This is a genomic window from Prolixibacteraceae bacterium, assembly GCA_019720755.1.
Classification (GTDB): Bacteria; Bacteroidota; Bacteroidia; order Bacteroidales; family Prolixibacteraceae; genus Halosquirtibacter; species Halosquirtibacter laminarini.
Genome location: CP081303.1, coordinates 1,492,035 through 1,510,499, shown reverse-complemented (window position 1 = coordinate 1,510,499; position 18,465 = coordinate 1,492,035). Strand labels below are relative to the sequence as shown.

General features: G+C 33.8%; 12 protein-coding genes. 6 read left to right on the top strand and 6 right to left on the bottom strand.

Annotated features, from left to right (window positions below; translation table 11 throughout):
* Nucleotides 1-120 precede the first annotated feature (120 nt).
* The 3 genes from K4L44_06185 to K4L44_06175 are packed head-to-tail and all read left to right on the top strand — an operon-like array spanning nucleotide 121 to nucleotide 2,546.
* Entirely contained in the window at nucleotides 121-1,326 is a 1,206-nt protein-coding gene (locus K4L44_06185) for a transposase (protein QZE15417.1), read from the top strand.
* 14 nt (nucleotides 1,327-1,340) lie between these two features.
* Nucleotides 1,341-1,883, top strand: a complete 543-nt coding sequence (locus K4L44_06180; protein QZE15416.1) for a hypothetical protein — start codon at nucleotides 1,341-1,343, stop codon at nucleotides 1,881-1,883.
* Between the two features lie 27 nt (nucleotides 1,884-1,910).
* Nucleotides 1,911-2,546: a transposase gene (locus tag K4L44_06175; GenBank protein QZE15415.1), complete on the top strand. Its 636-nt coding sequence runs from the start codon at nucleotides 1,911-1,913 to the stop codon at nucleotides 2,544-2,546.
* Between the two features lie 487 nt (nucleotides 2,547-3,033).
* Here K4L44_06175 and K4L44_06170 read toward each other — a convergent pair whose 3' ends face one another.
* From K4L44_06170 to K4L44_06155, 4 genes are all read right to left on the bottom strand, one after another.
* Nucleotides 3,034-4,275, bottom strand: a complete 1,242-nt coding sequence (locus tag K4L44_06170) for a hypothetical protein (GenBank protein ID QZE15414.1) — start codon at nucleotides 4,273-4,275, stop codon at nucleotides 3,034-3,036.
* 18 nt (nucleotides 4,276-4,293) lie between these two features.
* On the bottom strand, nucleotides 4,294-5,076 hold the full coding sequence (locus K4L44_06165; GenBank protein QZE15413.1) for an outer membrane lipoprotein-sorting protein: 783 nt from the start codon (nucleotides 5,074-5,076) through the stop codon (nucleotides 4,294-4,296).
* 22 nt (nucleotides 5,077-5,098) lie between these two features.
* Complete coding sequence (locus K4L44_06160; GenBank protein ID QZE15412.1) at nucleotides 5,099-7,474, bottom strand: MMPL family transporter; 2,376 nt, start codon at nucleotides 7,472-7,474, stop codon at nucleotides 5,099-5,101.
* Between the two features lie 972 nt (nucleotides 7,475-8,446).
* Entirely contained in the window at nucleotides 8,447-9,310 is an 864-nt protein-coding gene (locus K4L44_06155; GenBank protein QZE15411.1) for a DNA/RNA non-specific endonuclease, read from the bottom strand.
* A 370-nt stretch (nucleotides 9,311-9,680) separates the two neighbouring features.
* Between K4L44_06155 and K4L44_06150 the strand changes: the two genes are divergently transcribed.
* Nucleotides 9,681-11,354 (top strand): transposase, encoded by a 1,674-nt coding sequence (locus K4L44_06150; GenBank protein QZE15410.1) that lies wholly within the window; start codon nucleotides 9,681-9,683, stop codon nucleotides 11,352-11,354.
* Nucleotides 11,355-11,624: 270 nt separating this feature from the next.
* Here the strand turns inward: K4L44_06150 and K4L44_06145 are convergent, their stop codons facing one another.
* Entirely contained in the window at nucleotides 11,625-12,305 is a 681-nt protein-coding gene (locus tag K4L44_06145; protein QZE15409.1) for an arylamine N-acetyltransferase, read from the bottom strand.
* Nucleotides 12,306-12,539: 234 nt separating this feature from the next.
* Here K4L44_06145 and K4L44_06140 point away from each other — a divergent pair, with 234 nt between their 5' ends.
* Nucleotides 12,540-13,358, top strand: coding sequence for a family 16 glycosylhydrolase (locus K4L44_06140; GenBank protein ID QZE15408.1), 819 nt, complete (start codon nucleotides 12,540-12,542; stop codon nucleotides 13,356-13,358).
* A 255-nt stretch (nucleotides 13,359-13,613) separates the two neighbouring features.
* Here K4L44_06140 and K4L44_06135 read toward each other — a convergent pair whose 3' ends face one another.
* Nucleotides 13,614-14,909 (bottom strand): hypothetical protein, encoded by a 1,296-nt coding sequence (locus K4L44_06135; GenBank protein QZE15407.1) that lies wholly within the window; start codon nucleotides 14,907-14,909, stop codon nucleotides 13,614-13,616.
* 347 nt (nucleotides 14,910-15,256) lie between these two features.
* On the opposite strand from K4L44_06135, the gene K4L44_06130 reads away from it, so the two are divergent.
* A complete protein-coding gene (locus tag K4L44_06130; GenBank protein QZE15406.1) occupies nucleotides 15,257-18,430 on the top strand; it encodes a DUF4981 domain-containing protein in 3,174 nt (1,057 codons plus the stop codon).
* Nucleotides 18,431-18,465: the final 35 nt, after the last annotated feature.

Here is an 18,465-nt window from a genome sequence, read left to right as displayed (position 1 = left end):
GTTTATATTATCAACACTTCGGTGTTTTTTCATACAAATATCTGATATACAGTAATTTAATTGTTATTGTATTTTGTTATATCATTAGTTTTCAGTATCTTAAAGGTTGGGAGATCACTGATGAAACAAAAGAGATATACTTCCTGTATTGAGAAAGCCCTTTACAAGATGTCAGATGTTGGACGAGTAAGACGTAATTTTATAATTGAGACATTTTGCCTATTCTTAAGCATTATAGGGAAAATAAATTTTTTGCAATTGGCTCGTTATGGCACCAAAAACGAACTGACCTATAGAAAACAATTTGCGAAGTCTTTTGATTTTATGGAATTTAATCGTCATTTACTCGAAGAGAATAAATGTTCTGAGTATGTAGTGGCATTTGATCCTTCATATATAAATAAGTCTGGTAAATGTACCCCAGAATTAGGAACTTTTTGGTCGGGTTGTGCTGGTAAAGCAAAACGAGGATTAGAGATTGGTGGTATTGCTGCTATTGATGTAGCAAAAAATACAGCCTTTCATCTTGAAGCAGTTCAAACAATATCAAAATCGTCTCAAAATCTTAATGATTGGTATATTGATGTACTTGTAAATAAAAGGGACTCAATAAAGACTATATCTAATTACCTTGTCGTAGATGCCTGGTTTTCAAATAAGAAATTCATAGATAGTATGATTGAACAACAGATGCAAGTTGTTTCTAGGCTTCGACGTAATGCTAATCTTAAATATTATTATACAGGAGAAAAAACAGGGAAACGAGGAAGACCTAAAACATATGGAGGTAAAGTGAACTGTAAAGAAATTGATAAAAAGTATTTTGATCTAGTAGAGCAGACTGGAACATATACACTATATTCTGCAGTTGTATATTCGGTTTCGATGAAAAGAAAAATACGTGTCGTATATATGGAATCACAAAACAGCAAAGGGACTCTTTCGTATAAAATATACTTCTCTACTGACACTGAATTAAAACCAGAAAAGATACTTCTTTATTACAAAAGAAGGTTTCAGATAGAATTTATCTACAGAGATGCTAAACAATATACAGGCTTGAATCATTGTCAAGCTCGATGTAAAAAAAAGCTCTATTTTCACTTTAATATGTCTATGACATCTGTCAATATAGCTAAGATGACGGATTGGTTAGATAATCGAAATCAAGTACAAACACCTTTCTCTCTAAAGAATATTAAAACAATAAATTTCAATGAGTTAATGCTAAATCTATTTTTATCTAAGTTCAGTGTAAGTGCAAACTTAAAGAAAATACAAAAGGCGGTCAAAGAGATGCGATTATATGGGACTAATGTTGCCTAAAAACTACCGAAGTATTGGTCAAGGAATTTATAAATAAATCCTTTGGGAATAGAGGCAAAGGGGCAAATTACAGCTATTCAGATATTATCTTAACTCAAGCTTATACTGTTTTCTGTGGAGGAAGTAGTATTGAGAATGTAAATTATATCCGAGAGGAGTGTTTAAATTACCTTCCTGGTATTTCAGTCCCATCTGCTGATACTATATTGCGATCAAATAAAGAATTATCTGTACCCTGCAGCTTTATTGAGACAAAAAGCAACAATGAAAATAAGATCAATGTGAATACCAAGATGAATGATATTTTGATTGATTCTGCAATAAAATTTAAGCAAATTATTCCTGAAGACACTTCATTAATTTACGACTTTGATCATCAATTTATTCCCACCGAGAAATATGATGCAACCTATAGTTACAAGAAGAGAAAAGGCTATTTTCCTGGAGTTGCAACTATATCAAATATTCCTGTATATGTGGAAGGCCGAAATGGCAACTGTAATGTTAAAACGAATCAATTATCAACACATAAATCAGTATTAGAAGCACTGTCATAAAAGGGAATCAAGCCTAAATATGCAAGAATGGATTGTGGATCCTACATCAAAGAGGTAACAGACTATTTTCAAGAAGAACGTATATTGTTCAGCATAAGAGCATCTAGTTCAGAGACATTGTTGTTATCTGCAGGCAATTGTGATCATTGGGAAAAGTGCAGAATTAACAATCAAGATTTAGAGGTTTCAAGTTTTAAATATATTTTCGGAAAGCATGAACATCGTATTGTGGTCTACAGAACAATTACTAATAAAGGACAATTATCTGCTTTTACCAAAGATGCAAAAAAATATATGTTTCTTATCACGAACGATAAAGTAATCTCCAATGAAGAGGCCATCCGATTCTATAATAATAGAGGGAATAGTGAAAGAGTGTTTGATATTCAAAATAATGATTTCAATTGGAAGAAGATGCCACATAGTTCAGTAGAAGAGAATACTGTTTTCCTTATAATAAGAGCTATTATCCATATTATGTACCGATGGCTCGTTGCGCTATTTAGTAGCGTTGTAGAAGGTCTTGACAAAGAGTCTAGAATTAAGAAATTCACCTTTAGGGTCATCAATATCGTTGCTAAATTCACAACGAGTGGAAGGCAACAAATTATGCATTTATCTACATCCAATTTGAGACTTATCCATCTTACTCATCAAACGTAAACTTTATATTTTACGGAAATTGCAACAGGCCACCGATCAATAGCCTGAATATATAGATGGGTAGGGGAAAGTCTGTTCTTTTTATAATAATTGATAAACAAATAGTCCTTAAGGTAATAGGAGTACGTACAAAATCAGCAAATATCACGTATCTATTTAAAATTAAACTTCAAAGTGAAGAAGTTGCGGAATTAAGGTATCTAAAAAGTCTATATTCATCTATTCCTGTTTTATTATTCAAGGATATTAGATGACCAAAAACGAAATATATTTCACCACTTACCTCTTTTTGTTCTTTATTAACACACTAAACAATATTTTTGTACTCAAATGCTATTTTATTCTAAAAATCGATAAACAGAAATAGTATATCATTAAATTCGTGATATTAGAATATATAAATGGGGTAATAGAACCGACAAAAGATGGAAGAAAAGGAGTCTTCCATCTTTTGTCAAAATAGGGTTTCATACATTTAGGGACTTGCTTAAAAACTAAATTTGGCCTTTATCCAGAATTCAGAATTGTCTTTGTAAAGACGAAATGTACCTTCCTCTCCATCAAAATAATCATAACCGATTATTAAATGAATCTGATCACTTATAGCGTAATCGGCACTAAAGCGATTAAAAGCACCTTTATTTGTCATATCGTAATATAAAAAGTTAGATAGCTTCATGGTACTTTGTAGAATATTTTTCGTTATCCCTAAAGTCGCCATTTCTGAACTTCTATTAAGAGAGATCGTAGGTTTATAATTGGGTATATACTTACGCGAATATTGCGCTGTGAGAGTCCATTCACTTCCGGGATAGCAATCAATACCGAGCAAATAGTTCAGGGTGTTTCGTCTCACATCCGAACTACTGTACGACTGCAATAGCTCATCGAAATAAATCGCAGACTCCCCTCGTACAACAAATTTTCCTACAGGAAAGGTTATATCCCCTCCAACCATATCCATTCTATCATACTTTCCTCTCATAAAAACGGTGTCACTTGAAGCACTTAACTCACATTCAATCACAGGCATTTTGTTCCAAGTATGCAGCGCACATAATCCAATATCAATACCTGACAAAAAAAAGGACAATCTACCTCCATATTCACTATTTTCTAAGTTCTTGTCGGGATATTTGCCTAAATTGGCATCTACTGCAAACCGATCAGCTGCAGTTCTAATGGACCATGGATTAGACAAATCAGTTGGCACAACATAAAATGAAGATATCGGGATGTAGAGCAGTTCAAGACTCATCTTTGAATTAAAGTATCTAAATTTGAATGCATTTACAGGCATTCGAATATCATCATAGTCTTGTGCTAAGAATTCCGTCATATCTAAAGGCGAAACCACATCGGTGATCCTCATAGCATCTGAAATTCCCCATATTACAATTTGTCTACCAACCTTCAGGTCTATATGATTTGTGGTGTATTGTAAAAATGCTTCTCTTAGTTCAATTTTAGTTTGATCTGGTAGTAGATTATTGTATTGAGAGTTTAAAGACACAAAAAGATAAGAATTGTCTTTAGTTGCTTCGACTTCCATTCTAACCCGACTTCTTGAGCTCATAAACTCATGTGGTGAACTACTTCTGACGGCATGATATACATCTACAAAGCCTTTACACTTAAATTCGACATTTTGATTTTGGGCAATAATTGAAAATGGGATAATAAGCATTGCACCCAGTGCAATGCTTATTATTATACTTAATCGTTTCATAAAAACACAAGATTATCATTATAAAGAACCTCTCTCGAGTTTTGAAACTGTAAAATCGTTTTTATTTACAGCGACATTAAATTTGGGATTTTCGATCACCATGATCGTTTGATGCTTGGATTGTAAGTTTTTCATATGCAATTTACATCCAATCCAAAAGCCATCAATTTTCTTTATATCAGAGACCACCAATCGACGCTGTATTTGATTACTGCGATCATAATAATCGACCTTTATGGCCATATTAATATCTTTTCTAATCCACCATAATTTTCTTGAGTAAATATCTCTTCGATCTTTAGAAACAGACTCCACTACCCAACAATCACATCCATTTAAAGTCTCTTCTCTCAAAAGTTTATGGGTATCTTCATCGATGTTACGACTCCCCATATCATCATAAGTAAAATCACTCCCCATAAAAAAATCTTTCTTCGCAGAAGAACCACTAATTCGACGTGTCTTTTTCATTGCAGGAAGATAAAGCCACTTATCATCCTCTTTGTCTACATCATCATAGTCCCAAGTAAGAAAACCTGTTCCCTTCACATCGCCAGGATATTCAAAGAACATCATTGTCTTGGTATCTTTCATTTGCTTACCCACATCCATGGAATAAGACGCAATTTTACGAGATCTCTCTTTGCCTCTCTTATTGATCAATTTCATGGTAAATTCTGAAGAGCGAGTATCTCCATCAGGTCTGTCATATACTTTCTCAATAATAGATCGTCCGGTTTGGGCATGGAGTATGATTCCGACACACATTAAAAGCATCAATAAGGTATATCTTAATTTCATCACGTTAAATTTTAAATTAGATTTATAATTGTCCCTTTCCAAAAGGTTTTGTTACGTAAATAAATGCAGGAGTTACAAAGAAATCAGCAAGAAGCGCGGATCCTAAGCCTAGAGGTGCTAAATATCCGATTCGAACCATATTGGCTACAGGAGAAAGCGTAAACATGGCAAAGCTAACACATAGTATTACAGTAGTCATAATAATATTCTTTCCTACAGTATGGAAAGCAGCTATGATAGACTCCTTATATTTTCCACAATTTTCAAATTCAGTCTTAATGGCATTGATAAAGTGTATCGTATCATCTACAGCAATTCCTAACAACATAGGAAGGATAGTCATGGTCATCATATCTAAAGCGGAGTGAAAATATCCCATTACGCCTCCTATGACTATTAGGGGTATAAAATTAGGAATCAGTCCAATGAAGCCTGTTCTAGGACTACCAAAAACAATCATTAATAAGAACCCTATAATAATCAAAGCCCATATGACTGAGTAGAGCTCCCCAGATACAATTTTTTTATTCAACTCAGCAAACTGGATTGCACTACCTACATAATTTACTTTGGCATCAGAAAAACTCTTCTGACCAATTCTTTCAATTGCTTCTAATTCATGAGTTATCTCATTGGCTTCATATTTCTCCAACTGCACCTGTGCTCTCAACATAGAGTAATCTTCATCAATCCAATGAAATGTTTTGGTTCCACCAGACATTTCATACAATAATAGTATCTGAGCAACCATCTCTTTGTCATCTGGAATACGATAATAAGCAGGATCATCACCATGTAGTGTTTGATTCATCTCTTTAATAATATCAAGAACCGAAAAGATAGAGGCAGCATCTTGATTTTTCTTTGTCAATCTAAATGCAGATACAGAATCAATCAAGGCATCAAATTTTCTCAATGCAACGGGATCTTTGATTGCATCTTCTTGGTCAAAATCTACGGTTATATTATAAGTCAGATATGAACCTAATTGAGATTGAGTTACTTCATACACTCTATTCACATAAGGTATCTTTGTTCCCAGAAATCGGAATAGATCCATGTCGGTTTCCACCTTCCATATATTAGGAAAAATAACCAACATCAATAGCATAAACCCAACAATGATTCCAACACTATAACGAATAACAAAATGACCAAAATCTTCCATTATAGACTCAAACTTTGACATTTTCATTTCCCCATTCAATTCTGAAGCAACTACACTTTTCTCCTTATTCTTCCCAAAACTCATCAAGATCGGAATTAAAACAATGACAAAAATATAATCAACCAAAACAAAAGAAGCACATGCATATCCGACCCATGCAATTGTGACAATTCCAGCAGAAATAAAAGAAAGAACAGAGCCGATAGTGGTTACTGCGGTAAAGAAAATAGGCCATCCTGTCTCCTCAACAGCCTCAATGGAAGCTTGTTTTCGATCACAACACTTTCTATAGGAACGAGTAAAAGTATTAAACATATGAACAGAATATCCCACAGAAAGGGCCATCCCCAAAATTACAGGTAACATCATCATATTCTGATTCAACCCGATACCAAACCATCCCATTCCACCAAAGACTACTATAACACCCAAAAAAGTAGTAATAGAGGGGATTAGGACACCACGCAAAGAACGAGTAAAAATAACGAGTAATACCACCATCATAATAAAGACAGATAGAAATCGCTGCATCATTTCTACACTAAAGAAATCTCGTTCTTCTGTTTCCGTATAAGGAGTACCTACAGCCTTTAGGGTATATTTATCGCTTTTCCATCGATCAGAAGTGATCACTCGAATAGCAGCTTCTCCTGTTTGAAACATAGGGTCCTTGGTGGTATGTTCACGCCAGTCTTTAGGGTATTCTTGCAAAGAGAGACTAATCCAAGTCTCTTTACAATCTCTTGAGACAATCTTTCCAACCAATGCTTGTCTCGACAAAATTAGATTTCGAATACTATCTAAAACTTGTGGACTTTTGGGGATCTCATCTTCAAATGGGTTTAAAACTTGCATTCCCTCTTCTGTACCAATTGACAGCTCCATATCAGCTAACGACAAAACATCGTCTGCATACGGCACACTATCTTGTAAAGTCTCCCCAAGCTCTTTAATCATTTTTAATACTTCAGTATCAAAAACATCATCTGCTTGCACCAACACATTTACATTATCATTATTCCCAAACTGATCTTCAAATTTCTTGGTTGCAATCTCAATAGCATCTGTCTCATCAAACCAATCCTCTCGATCATTGGCAATTTTCACGTGTCTAAGACCACTAAAACCAAACACAGATAAAAATACTGCTCCAATAATAAAGAGCCACCTATATCTTATTTGGAATGCCCCAATTTTTCTAAATACTTTGTTGATTCTATTTATTCTCATGACGCTGTTTTAAAAGATTCTTGTTATCAATAGATTGACAGTTAAAATCACATCACAAGATTGAAATACCTTATAGAGAAATGGCAAAATGATGCAAAGTAGATAGCTACAAATTTTCATACACTCCATAGCAAAACGGTAAACTATTCTCTCAAATAAAACTAGTATTAATTTTTGACAAAGTCGTTTGACTATACTTAAGTCATATAAAAAAGGATCACAAAAAACTCAATATATAACGCTTATATAATTTGCTATATCTGACCACTTAATGGTGTAGCAACTTAAGAATACTACATAAAGAAATCCAGCTCCTATCTATTATAATAAGGGGGACTCCAAAGCATATTCATTTAGCTTTCATATTTTACAGTATCATTTCGTTTTCAGAATAGGCATTACACCTGTGTATAATGTCATTCTAATTGATTGTTCTAGATCTATTAATAACACAACACAAATTAACAACTCGTATCATAGCTTAACAACCCCCAAAAATTGGTATTTAAAAGAACAGCGAACAATGATTGTTCTTTTTTAGTTATTACTAAGGAAACAAGAACAAATACTAAAATCCATAATAACAGTTAAGATCATGCTATTAAATTGATCTCCTCAGAAGTCGTCGTTCGATATAGTTAGAATGGAAGAAATAATTACAGATAAAAAGTTGAAAAAAAACTATATCGTGGAGATAAAAACACTTATTGATGTGAGAAATAGAAGAAAAAGAACCTTCAAAAAAGGAAAGACCAGTGTAGAAATTTATTCCCTAGATAAACAATCAATCAATTTCAAATTAGTTACAACTTGGATGCGCCATCACGAACCAAGCCGTAACATAAGGGCACAGATAGTTAATGTAAAAATACTGAAGCGGGCTATAAAACTTTCTACATTAACTTAAAATCCGCAATTTATAGTTTAAAGCTTAAACAAGTTAACACCCATTTAATTCATATAATTAGCAGCTCATGGTTGATGCAACCGACAATACCCATTACTATTTTTAGTACGGTTACGGCATCTTTTCCCAGTACTTTTAGTAATCGCCTTGCATTGTGTGGAAGAATTTTTAGTGTTTGCTTTAGTTGCCTTTGATCGATAAGTCTTAAATTTCCATTTTGAGATATCACTATTTGATTCTAATTGTAGCTCTAACCGATTGTTAAGCTGATGAAAAAAATCGATGCCAGTACGTTTTTCCACCTCATCTACTGAAACGACGTAGTTAGAAAGAGGTTGGCTACATTTTCTATTTGGCAAAATGAATGCAATCATCTTTTTCTCACCTGTTGGATCATAGATCACCTTATAAAAATGGCTTGGAATAGAGACTTTATTAACTCCAATAGTTCCATTGATTGAGGTAAGAATTCCACCAGTAGCCACATAAATTGTATCTTCTGAAACTGCCCATCCACGGACTGTAGACTCTAAACTCTTCCATATACCACGATTGAAATAAGGAGCTTGGGGAGACATATTCGAAAGATAAAAAGTCTCACTCATCGCAGTATTATTTCTTTTCATATCGGCCGCAGCACATAGATGTCCTCTGTCATATCCTGATCCCACATAGTCATTTAAAGATGCGGATCCTGTTTCTACTTTTGGATCTTCTCGAAAGTCATCAGTCCTTTTAAACGGACCATTTACCTCCAATGGGGTGAGTATATAGTAGACCCATTCGGGCTGCTCGTGTTGCTCACTATAACTCAAACTATAGTAGTGATGATGTATTACTTTTCCTGTTGTAGAGGTCGGTTCATAATTCTGTCCTATAGTGAATAGTACAGAGAAACTTAAAAGAGTTGTAAGGTACTTTCTTATCATTATATTATATATTTAGTGTGTCGCCATATTCTTGTTTAATATGCTACTAATTTCACGGTGCAAGAAGCATCAAAAGAATATTATATTAAACAAAAAACATCATTTTTTTTTAATAAACGAAATTAAGACGCATTGTATAGGTCAACAACTATCCATTAATTAGAACCTCCCTGAAATACCTTCTATTTAACTTACTCCACTTAATCTTATTATAAAATGACCTAAAAGTGCACAATCTAGATCAATCAATGACTTACTATAACATAAAAAACTTGATCTTCTGAGTCCACTCCGAAAACCTTACGCCGAATATAATATATTGTTAATTAAAGTGTTATATTTATGGTATTAAGAACAATAATAATCCAAAATGTTTAAACGTAGTCCTGCCAACAAACAACTAGATATGTTTGATAGTCCCTTAATAATTGAAGGATTACCATCTCGTGCATCAAATATCTATCATGATGACAATCATTGGCACAATCAATTTAGAAAGCTCGTTGTTTATCAGATAAGTGAGGATATTTTTGCGCCGATCTATTGTCAAGATAATGGATGTCCCAACTATCCTATTCGTATTCTTGTTGGTATGATGATTTTGAAAGAAGGTGCTGGTATAAGTGATGAAATGTTGTTTGAAAACTGTCAATTCAATCTACTTTACCGATCAGCGTTAGGACTTTTACATGCTTCTGATTCTATTCCTGCACAATCTACTTATTATAAGTTTAGACAACAAGTAAAAGAATATAATGAGAAGAGTGAATCTGATTTATTTGAAGATGTTTTTACACAAATCACTTCTTCTCATATAGAAATACTTGGCATTAAGAGTGATACTATAAGAATGGATAGCAAACTGCTGAATAGCAACATAAAATGGCTTTCTCGATATAGTCTAATACATGAGACATTGTCCTTGTTTCTGACAAAAGGTTGCAATAATTTTAATTTCTCTGATGATCTTAAACCTCATATTTCAGATGTGGTCTCAACAGATGGAGATAAGGTTGTTTATCGCAATTCAACAGATTCAATTAAACAAAAGATCGTGGATCTTGGGATACTCATTTCAAATATTCTTAATGAATATACTGGACCTGCCAATAGTTATTACGATAATCTATTACGTCTATTTAAAGAGCAGTTTTTCAAAGATGATCAGGGAGTTACCACTCCAATAAAAGGAGAAGATTTATCTGCAAAGAACATGCAAACTCCGTTTGATACGGACTGTGATTATAGAAATAAAGCAGGTGATAAATGCAAAGGGTATTCAGCTAATTTGACAGAAGTAGTTGGAGACAATGGACTTCCTAATATCATTACTTCTATACAAGTAGAAAAAGTATCTCATTCGGACACTGCTCATTTTAAGGGATCAATAGAGAGGACACAAGAAGTATTGGGATATAATGTAATAAACATTCATGCAGATGGGGCTTATAATAGTGAGGAAAATCAAGAATATTGTGCAGAAAACAACCAACACCTATATCTACATGCCATACAAGGTAAAGAAGGACGATTTCGGTTTAGTTTAGAGGCACAAGTTCTAAAAGTGTTTGATAATAAGCATCAACGGTATGTTGATTATACAAAATACAAAGGAAAAGATGAGTTAGATAGATATAAAATATATTTAGAAGAAGGCAAGTTTCGCTATTTTAAATTGACTGAGGTTGAGAAAAGTCTTTTAAGGCAAAGAATAAAAGAAACCCCAATAGAAAAGCTTCAAATAAGGAATAATGTAGAAGCGAGTATTTTTCAATTAGGTTTTCATTGTAATGGGAAAAACACTGTCTATAGAGGATTGATAAAACATCAAATGTGGGCAGTAGCTAGATCATTATGGGTGAATTTTGTTCGAATAGTAAAATACTATTCCGAACTAAACATTTCGATGGTCATAAACATGCTTAAATGTAAATTGTGTGATCTTTTTATTGCGAAAATGACTTTATTAGAAAGTGTTATTGTTACTAAGATTCAGATTCTGTTTTGTAGACTAAAAAGTCCCAAAATACGCATAATCCTATAATTCCATAAAAGGGGTTCTCGTGGGGGACTCATATATGAAAACATATCTCATATGGTTATTCTATGTAAAAATGTAAAAATGTAAAAAGATATAATAGATCTACCAAACATAATAAAATACAAGCAATTTATAATTAAAAAACAATATCTTTTTACACAAAGAATATAAATTCAAGATACATTATAAATTTCGGCCTTCATATATAGATTTGCTTATACCAAGAAATCACAAATTATAACCGAGCCTTCGAACGGACTAAAAAGAATGGAACTATCTGTCTAATTTCCCTAAATTGAATTTAAAATACTTTAATAAGATATTTGAAAGAGGTGTTCCTTTTAGGGAGATAAAGGTTGGAGCAGAATTATCAGTATAGATCCATAACTCATCTCCTCGTAGAAATAGAAAGCGATCCTCAACTATTTGTGAGAAGCGAACAGAATGTAGAAAAACATCGTTATTATCTTTCTCAAAACGTGTTTCTATGTCATACCATATCTCTTCTTGAGATTTTGATTTATATGGAATAGAGATTTGCCAAGAACGCTTTTCTGGTCTAATAAAGTGAACATTCAGAGAGTTCGAACCAACTTCTGTCTTATATGAGATACCAAAAGAGGTATATTCATAAGGAGTATCTAAAGGGAGAAGGTGCCAAGACGGCCATCCAGAACCAATATCCGCAAAATAAGAATGTCCTTGACACTTTACTTTTAATAGACGATGTCCTTCTTCTCCATTAATGAAAGAGGCATGTAAAGAGACCTGAACACCCAAATCATTTAATCTATGGTAAAGATGAATAACTTTATCGGAACAGGTTCCACCATAACTGGGATCAACAGGGCGTTTATTTAAAAGAAAATATAGATTGTGAAAAGGGACAGAAGCAAACTCATCCCATATAATATTCTCAATCTGTTCTCTACTTAGTTCATTACTCCCTTTCATCGATCATATTTTATATACTAGTATAACACAAAAATAGAGGATATAAATTTTAAACCAAACAATTAAAGAGTCTGATATTTAATTCCAGCACGAGGAAAAAGAATGACCTAATGCAAGGCAATACAGACAAACTTATTTATACATAAACCATATACAAGTAATTCACATAAGTTCTATTTTGTAGTAATCAAAAAGTAGTACCTTTGGTTTGTATTAACTAAACACACATACAAAATGAAAAAAAATTTTATCGCTTTGTCAGTAGCACTTTTTTGTGTCCTACTGATTGGCTGTAAACAAAATGCACCAGAATGTCCATTAGACCATGGAACATGGGAGTTTGTACCTCATCTAAGCGACGAATTCAATGGAGATCAAATCAATAGAACAAAATGGTATGACTTTAATCCAGGTTGGAAAGGACGCAAACCGGGTTTTTTCTCTCCAGATAATGTTCGACTAGAGAATGGGGAACTCATTCTGACATCTCAAACAGAAACATTAGAGGGCTTGCCTGAAGGCTACCATACATTTACAACTGCTGCGGTACAAAGTAAAAATCGAGTACTTTATGGATATTATGAAATTCGTTGTAAACCAATGAAATCTCGATGTTCAAGTGCTTTCTGGTTCTATGCTGTAGATGGAGATCTTTGGACAGAAATAGATGTTTTCGAAATCTGCGGGATGCATCCTCAAAAAGATTATGACAAGAAATACTTTGCAACAACTCACATACTTAAATCTCCAGAAACAGGAGACAAGCTTACATCGGATCATGTAGAATGGCATTCACCCACACCTCTTGCAGATGATTATCTTATTAGTGGTTTTGAATGGAGAAAAGATTCTCTTATATGGTATGTGAATGGACAAGTAATTAGAAAACGTGAAAATACGAAATGGCATCAGCCTTTAACTATTAATTTTGACAGTGAAACGATGCCTAACTGGTTTGGTATGCCAAACCCAAGTGATGATAAAGGAGAATATAAAATTGATTACATCAGAGTTTGGAGAGATCCTAATGTAAAAATGAGATATCAATTCTAATCTTTATTTTTCATAGAAGTAACGATTGACTATCAATTAAGGACACCTAGTCCTGTTAAATAATCAAAAGGGAGATAACTTACTAAGTTCTTTAACTTTTAAGTCATCTCCCTTTGAACACCATTCCCATAATAATCTAAAAAACTTAGAACCAAGCATCTATAATATCGCTTGTGTTTAAATACACTGTACTGTGTAAGTCTTTTGACTCATGCTTTTTTGATCAGTGGGTTTGCCACAAATCAGCACGTTTTATTAAAGTTCGAATTTAAATATCTGATTATACTCACCTGCAAATAACAGTTGATTCCCTTTGTAGTTACACAACACTCCACTGCACACACTCTGAACTCCCATTCCGGTGCTAGTAACTTCAGGATTCTCAATAGTGAATTTAAAAGACTCAATATATTTAAGGTCTTGATCTAAAGCAATCAAAGCATAATTCTGTACACTGAATTTGTTATAATTAATTACCCCCCACAACTTATCTTTATATACAACTAAAGAGCTAGCATAACCTGTGATAGGTAGAATGATATCACAATTCATATTATCATCCAGTCTTTTTATGCAATTATCTTGTACGATATAATAGTATTTCCCCCATTCAATAATCTTTTTCACACACCCCTCTTCTATAGTATTAAATACAGAATTTTCATCTCTTTCCATATATTCATCACCTAAAGTATATTTATAGGTGTGTAGTGGCATTGACCATGGAATAAAGCAAAGACCATCCACTGTAGATATAAAGCTATAAGAATGAGACTCTTTATCCCAAAAAATTATCGATGTCATTTTCTTATCTAGATCAACTTGAGTAAGTTTTGAATATAAACGATATGCTCTATTTTTGCTCGGATAAGCATAATCATAACCATTCATCCAACCATACAATTTTTCATTGTGATAACAGAAATCTGTAAAAACATAAGGATTTTTTTCTGAGAACTCTACTTGCATCAAGGGGGCTCCAACATTGATTAAAGGCATATTCAATTGATCATAAGAATCACTTACCTCTTTCAATGGGAGTGATTTGACATCTAAATTTAAATATTCCATTTTATCTCCATCTTGCCACTTAAATTTTAAAAACATCTCCAGAGTCTTATCCCCATTTTCATCGTCAAGAATAGTAACTTCTGAGATTTTATTTACTTTCGGTCCATTACGATAATACAACGATTTATTAAAATATTCACCACCAGTGGCATTCATTAAGCCAATTGAAGATCTAAAATTCACACTACAGGTCCCATTTGAATAATGAATAACCTCTAGCTTAACCAAACAACGATCTCCACCAGAAAATCTTTCTGACATATCCGCATAATCGAAATTAGATAGGTATAAAATAGAGTTGTCTTTCGCATCGAGGTATGCATGATCTAATAAAACATGAACTTTATTTTGACCACTTTTCTCGTATAAAAGTTCTGCTTTCGTTGCTGTACTTATAGTCAAGTTAAATTCTTCAGAATCTCTCTTGCATGAAAAAATGGCTACAAAAACCATCATAAAAAGTAATAGTGTGTTTTTCATTTCACAATAGTAATAATTTAACATCTACTTTAAATTTAGAAATAATTATTTATAAAATCAAAGAACAAAATCGCACATAAAAGTAATTTCCAAAAACCAACACCATTGACAAACAGCCATTTACGATTTTCAAGAAATAAAAAAACATTTATAAACACCTAACCATACAAGAGTCTATTTTTTTATTTTAAGGGAAACAATAAATACGAACATAATGTTCACTTCCCCGAATAAGGTTAAAGTGTATTTTTTTTTATATTTTGTACTCTAATTGATATTAAAACAAAGAGATAACCCAAAATAACTTTGTTTTAGTAAAATCTATAAAACTGAATAATAACACAACTATGTTTGAAAAGACTAGACGTACTGGTTGGATAGCCATCGCACTGCTGATGTTAGCCAACACAGGAATGGCACAAAAAGTTCATGATTGGGAGAATCCCAAAATGATTGGACAAAACAAAGAGGCAGCCCATGCTTCTCTTATGCCTTATTCATCAATTGACAAGGCATTAACGTTAAAGCAAAAGAGCTCTATTTACTACAAGAGTTTAAATGGTACTTGGAAATTTAATTGGGTTAGAAAACCTGCGGATCGTCCTAAAGATTTTTACAAGCCATCTTACGATGTAAGCGAATGGGATAATATTGTAGTTCCTTCCAATTGGGAACGTCAAGGCTATGGAATCCCTATTTACTGTAATCATCAATATGAGTTTGCAAGTTTTAAAGCACCCGTTTCAAAGGAGATAAAATTTGTAGATAAAATTTATCCTGCTAATCCAGGTCAAGTACCACACGATTATAATCCTGTAGGTTCCTATCGTCGTACTTTTACGATTCCTCAAAACTGGGATGGAAGACAGATATTCATTCAATTTGGGGCTGTTAAATCAGCATTCTATATATGGGTGAATGGTAAGAAAGTTGGGTATAGCCAAGGTAGCAAAACAGAAGCAGAGTGGGATATCACAAAATACCTTCAAAAAGGAGATAATACACTAGCAGTTGAGGTCTACCGATGGAGTGATGGTTCTTATTTAGAGTGTCAAGATTTTTGGAGAATCAGTGGCATCGAAAGAGACGTCATACTATATTCAACTCAGAAAGTTCGCATTCGTGACTTCTTTGTTATTGGAGATCTTGACAAAGACTATAAGAATGGTTTATTGAAATTAGATGTAGATCTAAACAACAGAGTAAACAGACTTCGCTCTGGAAATTACAAGGTTGAGTACAAACTCTATGACAAAAACTTAAAGGTTATCGCATCGGAAATAAAAGATGCTAAAATCAACAGAAAAAAAGATTTAAAAGTTTCATTTGAAAAAGAAATTCTTAATCCTTTAAAATGGAATGCAGAAACACCAAACCTATACACATTAGTGTTATCACTAAAAGACAAAAAAGGTAAAACTTCTGAAATATTGTCTTCTCGAGTTGGTTTCCGCAAAGTCGAGATCATAAACGATATCTTCCATATTAACGGGGTAGAAGTATTGATTAAAGGGGTAAATCGTCACGAACACAATCAGTACACTGGACACGTGATAAATGAAGAGGATATGATCCAAGAGATCAAACTCATGAAACAATTCAACATCAATGCAGTAAGAAATTCGCACTACCCTCCTCACCCTCGATTTTATGAGTTATGCGATGAATATGGAATATATTTGACGGACGAAGCAAATATCGAGTCTCATGGGATGTATTATGGAAAATATTCTCTAGCAAAAAATCCAGAATTTAAAGACGCGCACTTAGATCGAAATATTAGTATGGTAGAGCGTAGCAAAAACCACCCTTCTATCATCGTTTGGTCAATGGGGAACGAAGCAGGAGATGGAGATAACTTCACTGCAGTAAACAAATGGATTAAACAGCGCGACAACTCTCGTCCTGTACACTATGAAAGGGCCGTAATGGGACCTAATACAGATATCTATTGTCCTCAATATCCTGGTGTAAAATATCTAAAACACTATGCGTCCAAACATCAAACAAATCCGATGATTATCAGTGAATATTCCCATGCGATGGGTAATAGTACAGGTAACTTAGTAGATCTTTGGGATGTAATTTATGATCGCAACAACAAACAGCTACAGGGTGGTTATATTTGGGATTGGATCGACCAAGGACTACTAGAGCATGACGATCAAGGACGTAGATATTGGACATATGGAGGGGATTATGGAAAAAATATGCCAACAGACGACAACTTTGTTTGTAATGGAATCCTCTTTCCAGACCTGACGCCTCAGCCTGCGATGTGGGAAGTAAAATATGCATATCAATACATTCGCATTTCGAACAAAGGGCTTCCTCAAGGATCTTACAAGATTAGCAATTACCATGATTTTATCACCACAGATGGTTATGATATTCGTTGGAGCATCACAGAAAATGGACATGAAATAGACCATGGCTTTGTTTCTCAAAACATATTACCTCATCAAAACAAGATAATCAAAATAGAGCTACCTCATATTAATGCCAAAGCAGGTGCCGAATACTTTATCGACTTCTCCACTAGACTAAAAGCGCCAACGAACATCTTAAAGGAGGGACACGAAGTAGCACATGATCAATTTAAATTAAATATCGAGACTCCGAAGATTGAGAAAAAGCCAATAGAACAAGTATTATCTCTTGAGAAAAACACCAATCAATTAGTGATTACAGGAGACGATTTTAAAATCGTATTTGACTCGAAAGCTGGAGATATTGAGTCTTGGGATAGTCATGGTTTTAGCTTGTTAAAGAAAGGACCTAAAGCGAACTACTGGAGGGCTTCGGTGGATAATGACAAAGGAAGTAATATGATCCATAGATTAGGAGTGTGGAGAAAAGCTTCACGTGGATTAACTCTTAAAGAGATCAAAGAAGAAGTACTCTCGGTGAACCAAATTAAGATTACATCGACATTCTCCTTAAAACCAATAAAAGGCACACAAACCATTTCATATCTAATTAGTGCAGATGGGAAAGTGGAAATCAATAGTCATATTTCATTAAAAGGGAAAAAACTTCCTGACATGCCTCGCTTTGGAATGAGAATGCAGTTACCTGTAAGTTTCGATAACTTGAAGTATTTCGGGCGTGGACCACACGAAAATTATTGCGATCGTAACCGTAGTGCTTTTGTCGGTCTTTACAGCAGCAAAGTCTCTGACCAATATGTGAATTATGTAAGACCTCAAGAAAATGGATATAAAACAGAAACACGATGGTTCTCATTATGTAACAATAATGGTGTCGGACTAAAAATAACAGGGGAACCTCTTGTTGGATTTAGTGCACTTCATAATCCTATCGAAGATTTTGATCAAGAGACACACAGTGAATTCAAACATTTGAACGATATCATAAAAAAAGATGCAGTATTTGTTACTTTTGATCTAAAACAGATGGGTGTAGCTGGAGACAATTCATGGGGAGCAACTCCTTACAAGCAATATACAGTTCCTGCGAAAGACTATACTTTGAAAGTAGTACTAGAACCAGTTTTCTAGATATCTTGTTTTCTCAAAAAAGCAAAATAGTTATT

What these genes read in the sequence shown, in the direction of transcription:
- K4L44_06185 (QZE15417.1), top strand. Translation starts at nt 121, where the DNA reads ATGAAACAAAAGAGATATACTTCCTGTATTGAGAAAGCCCTTTACAAG.
- K4L44_06135 (QZE15407.1), bottom strand. Translation starts at nt 14,909, where the DNA reads ATGAAAAACACACTATTACTTTTTATGATGGTTTTTGTAGCCATTTTT.
- K4L44_06155 (QZE15411.1), bottom strand. Translation starts at nt 9,310, where the DNA reads ATGATAAGAAAGTACCTTACAACTCTTTTAAGTTTCTCTGTACTATTC.
- K4L44_06145 (QZE15409.1), bottom strand. Translation starts at nt 12,305, where the DNA reads ATGAAAGGGAGTAATGAACTAAGTAGAGAACAGATTGAGAATATTATA.
- K4L44_06170 (QZE15414.1), bottom strand. Translation starts at nt 4,275, where the DNA reads ATGAAACGATTAAGTATAATAATAAGCATTGCACTGGGTGCAATGCTT.
- K4L44_06130 (QZE15406.1), top strand. Translation starts at nt 15,257, where the DNA reads ATGTTTGAAAAGACTAGACGTACTGGTTGGATAGCCATCGCACTGCTG.
- K4L44_06160 (QZE15412.1), bottom strand. Translation starts at nt 7,474, where the DNA reads ATGAGAATAAATAGAATCAACAAAGTATTTAGAAAAATTGGGGCATTC.
- K4L44_06140 (QZE15408.1), top strand. Translation starts at nt 12,540, where the DNA reads ATGAAAAAAAATTTTATCGCTTTGTCAGTAGCACTTTTTTGTGTCCTA.
- K4L44_06165 (QZE15413.1), bottom strand. Translation starts at nt 5,076, where the DNA reads ATGAAATTAAGATATACCTTATTGATGCTTTTAATGTGTGTCGGAATC.
- K4L44_06175 (QZE15415.1), top strand. Translation starts at nt 1,911, where the DNA reads ATGGATTGTGGATCCTACATCAAAGAGGTAACAGACTATTTTCAAGAA.
- K4L44_06150 (QZE15410.1), top strand. Translation starts at nt 9,681, where the DNA reads ATGTTTAAACGTAGTCCTGCCAACAAACAACTAGATATGTTTGATAGT.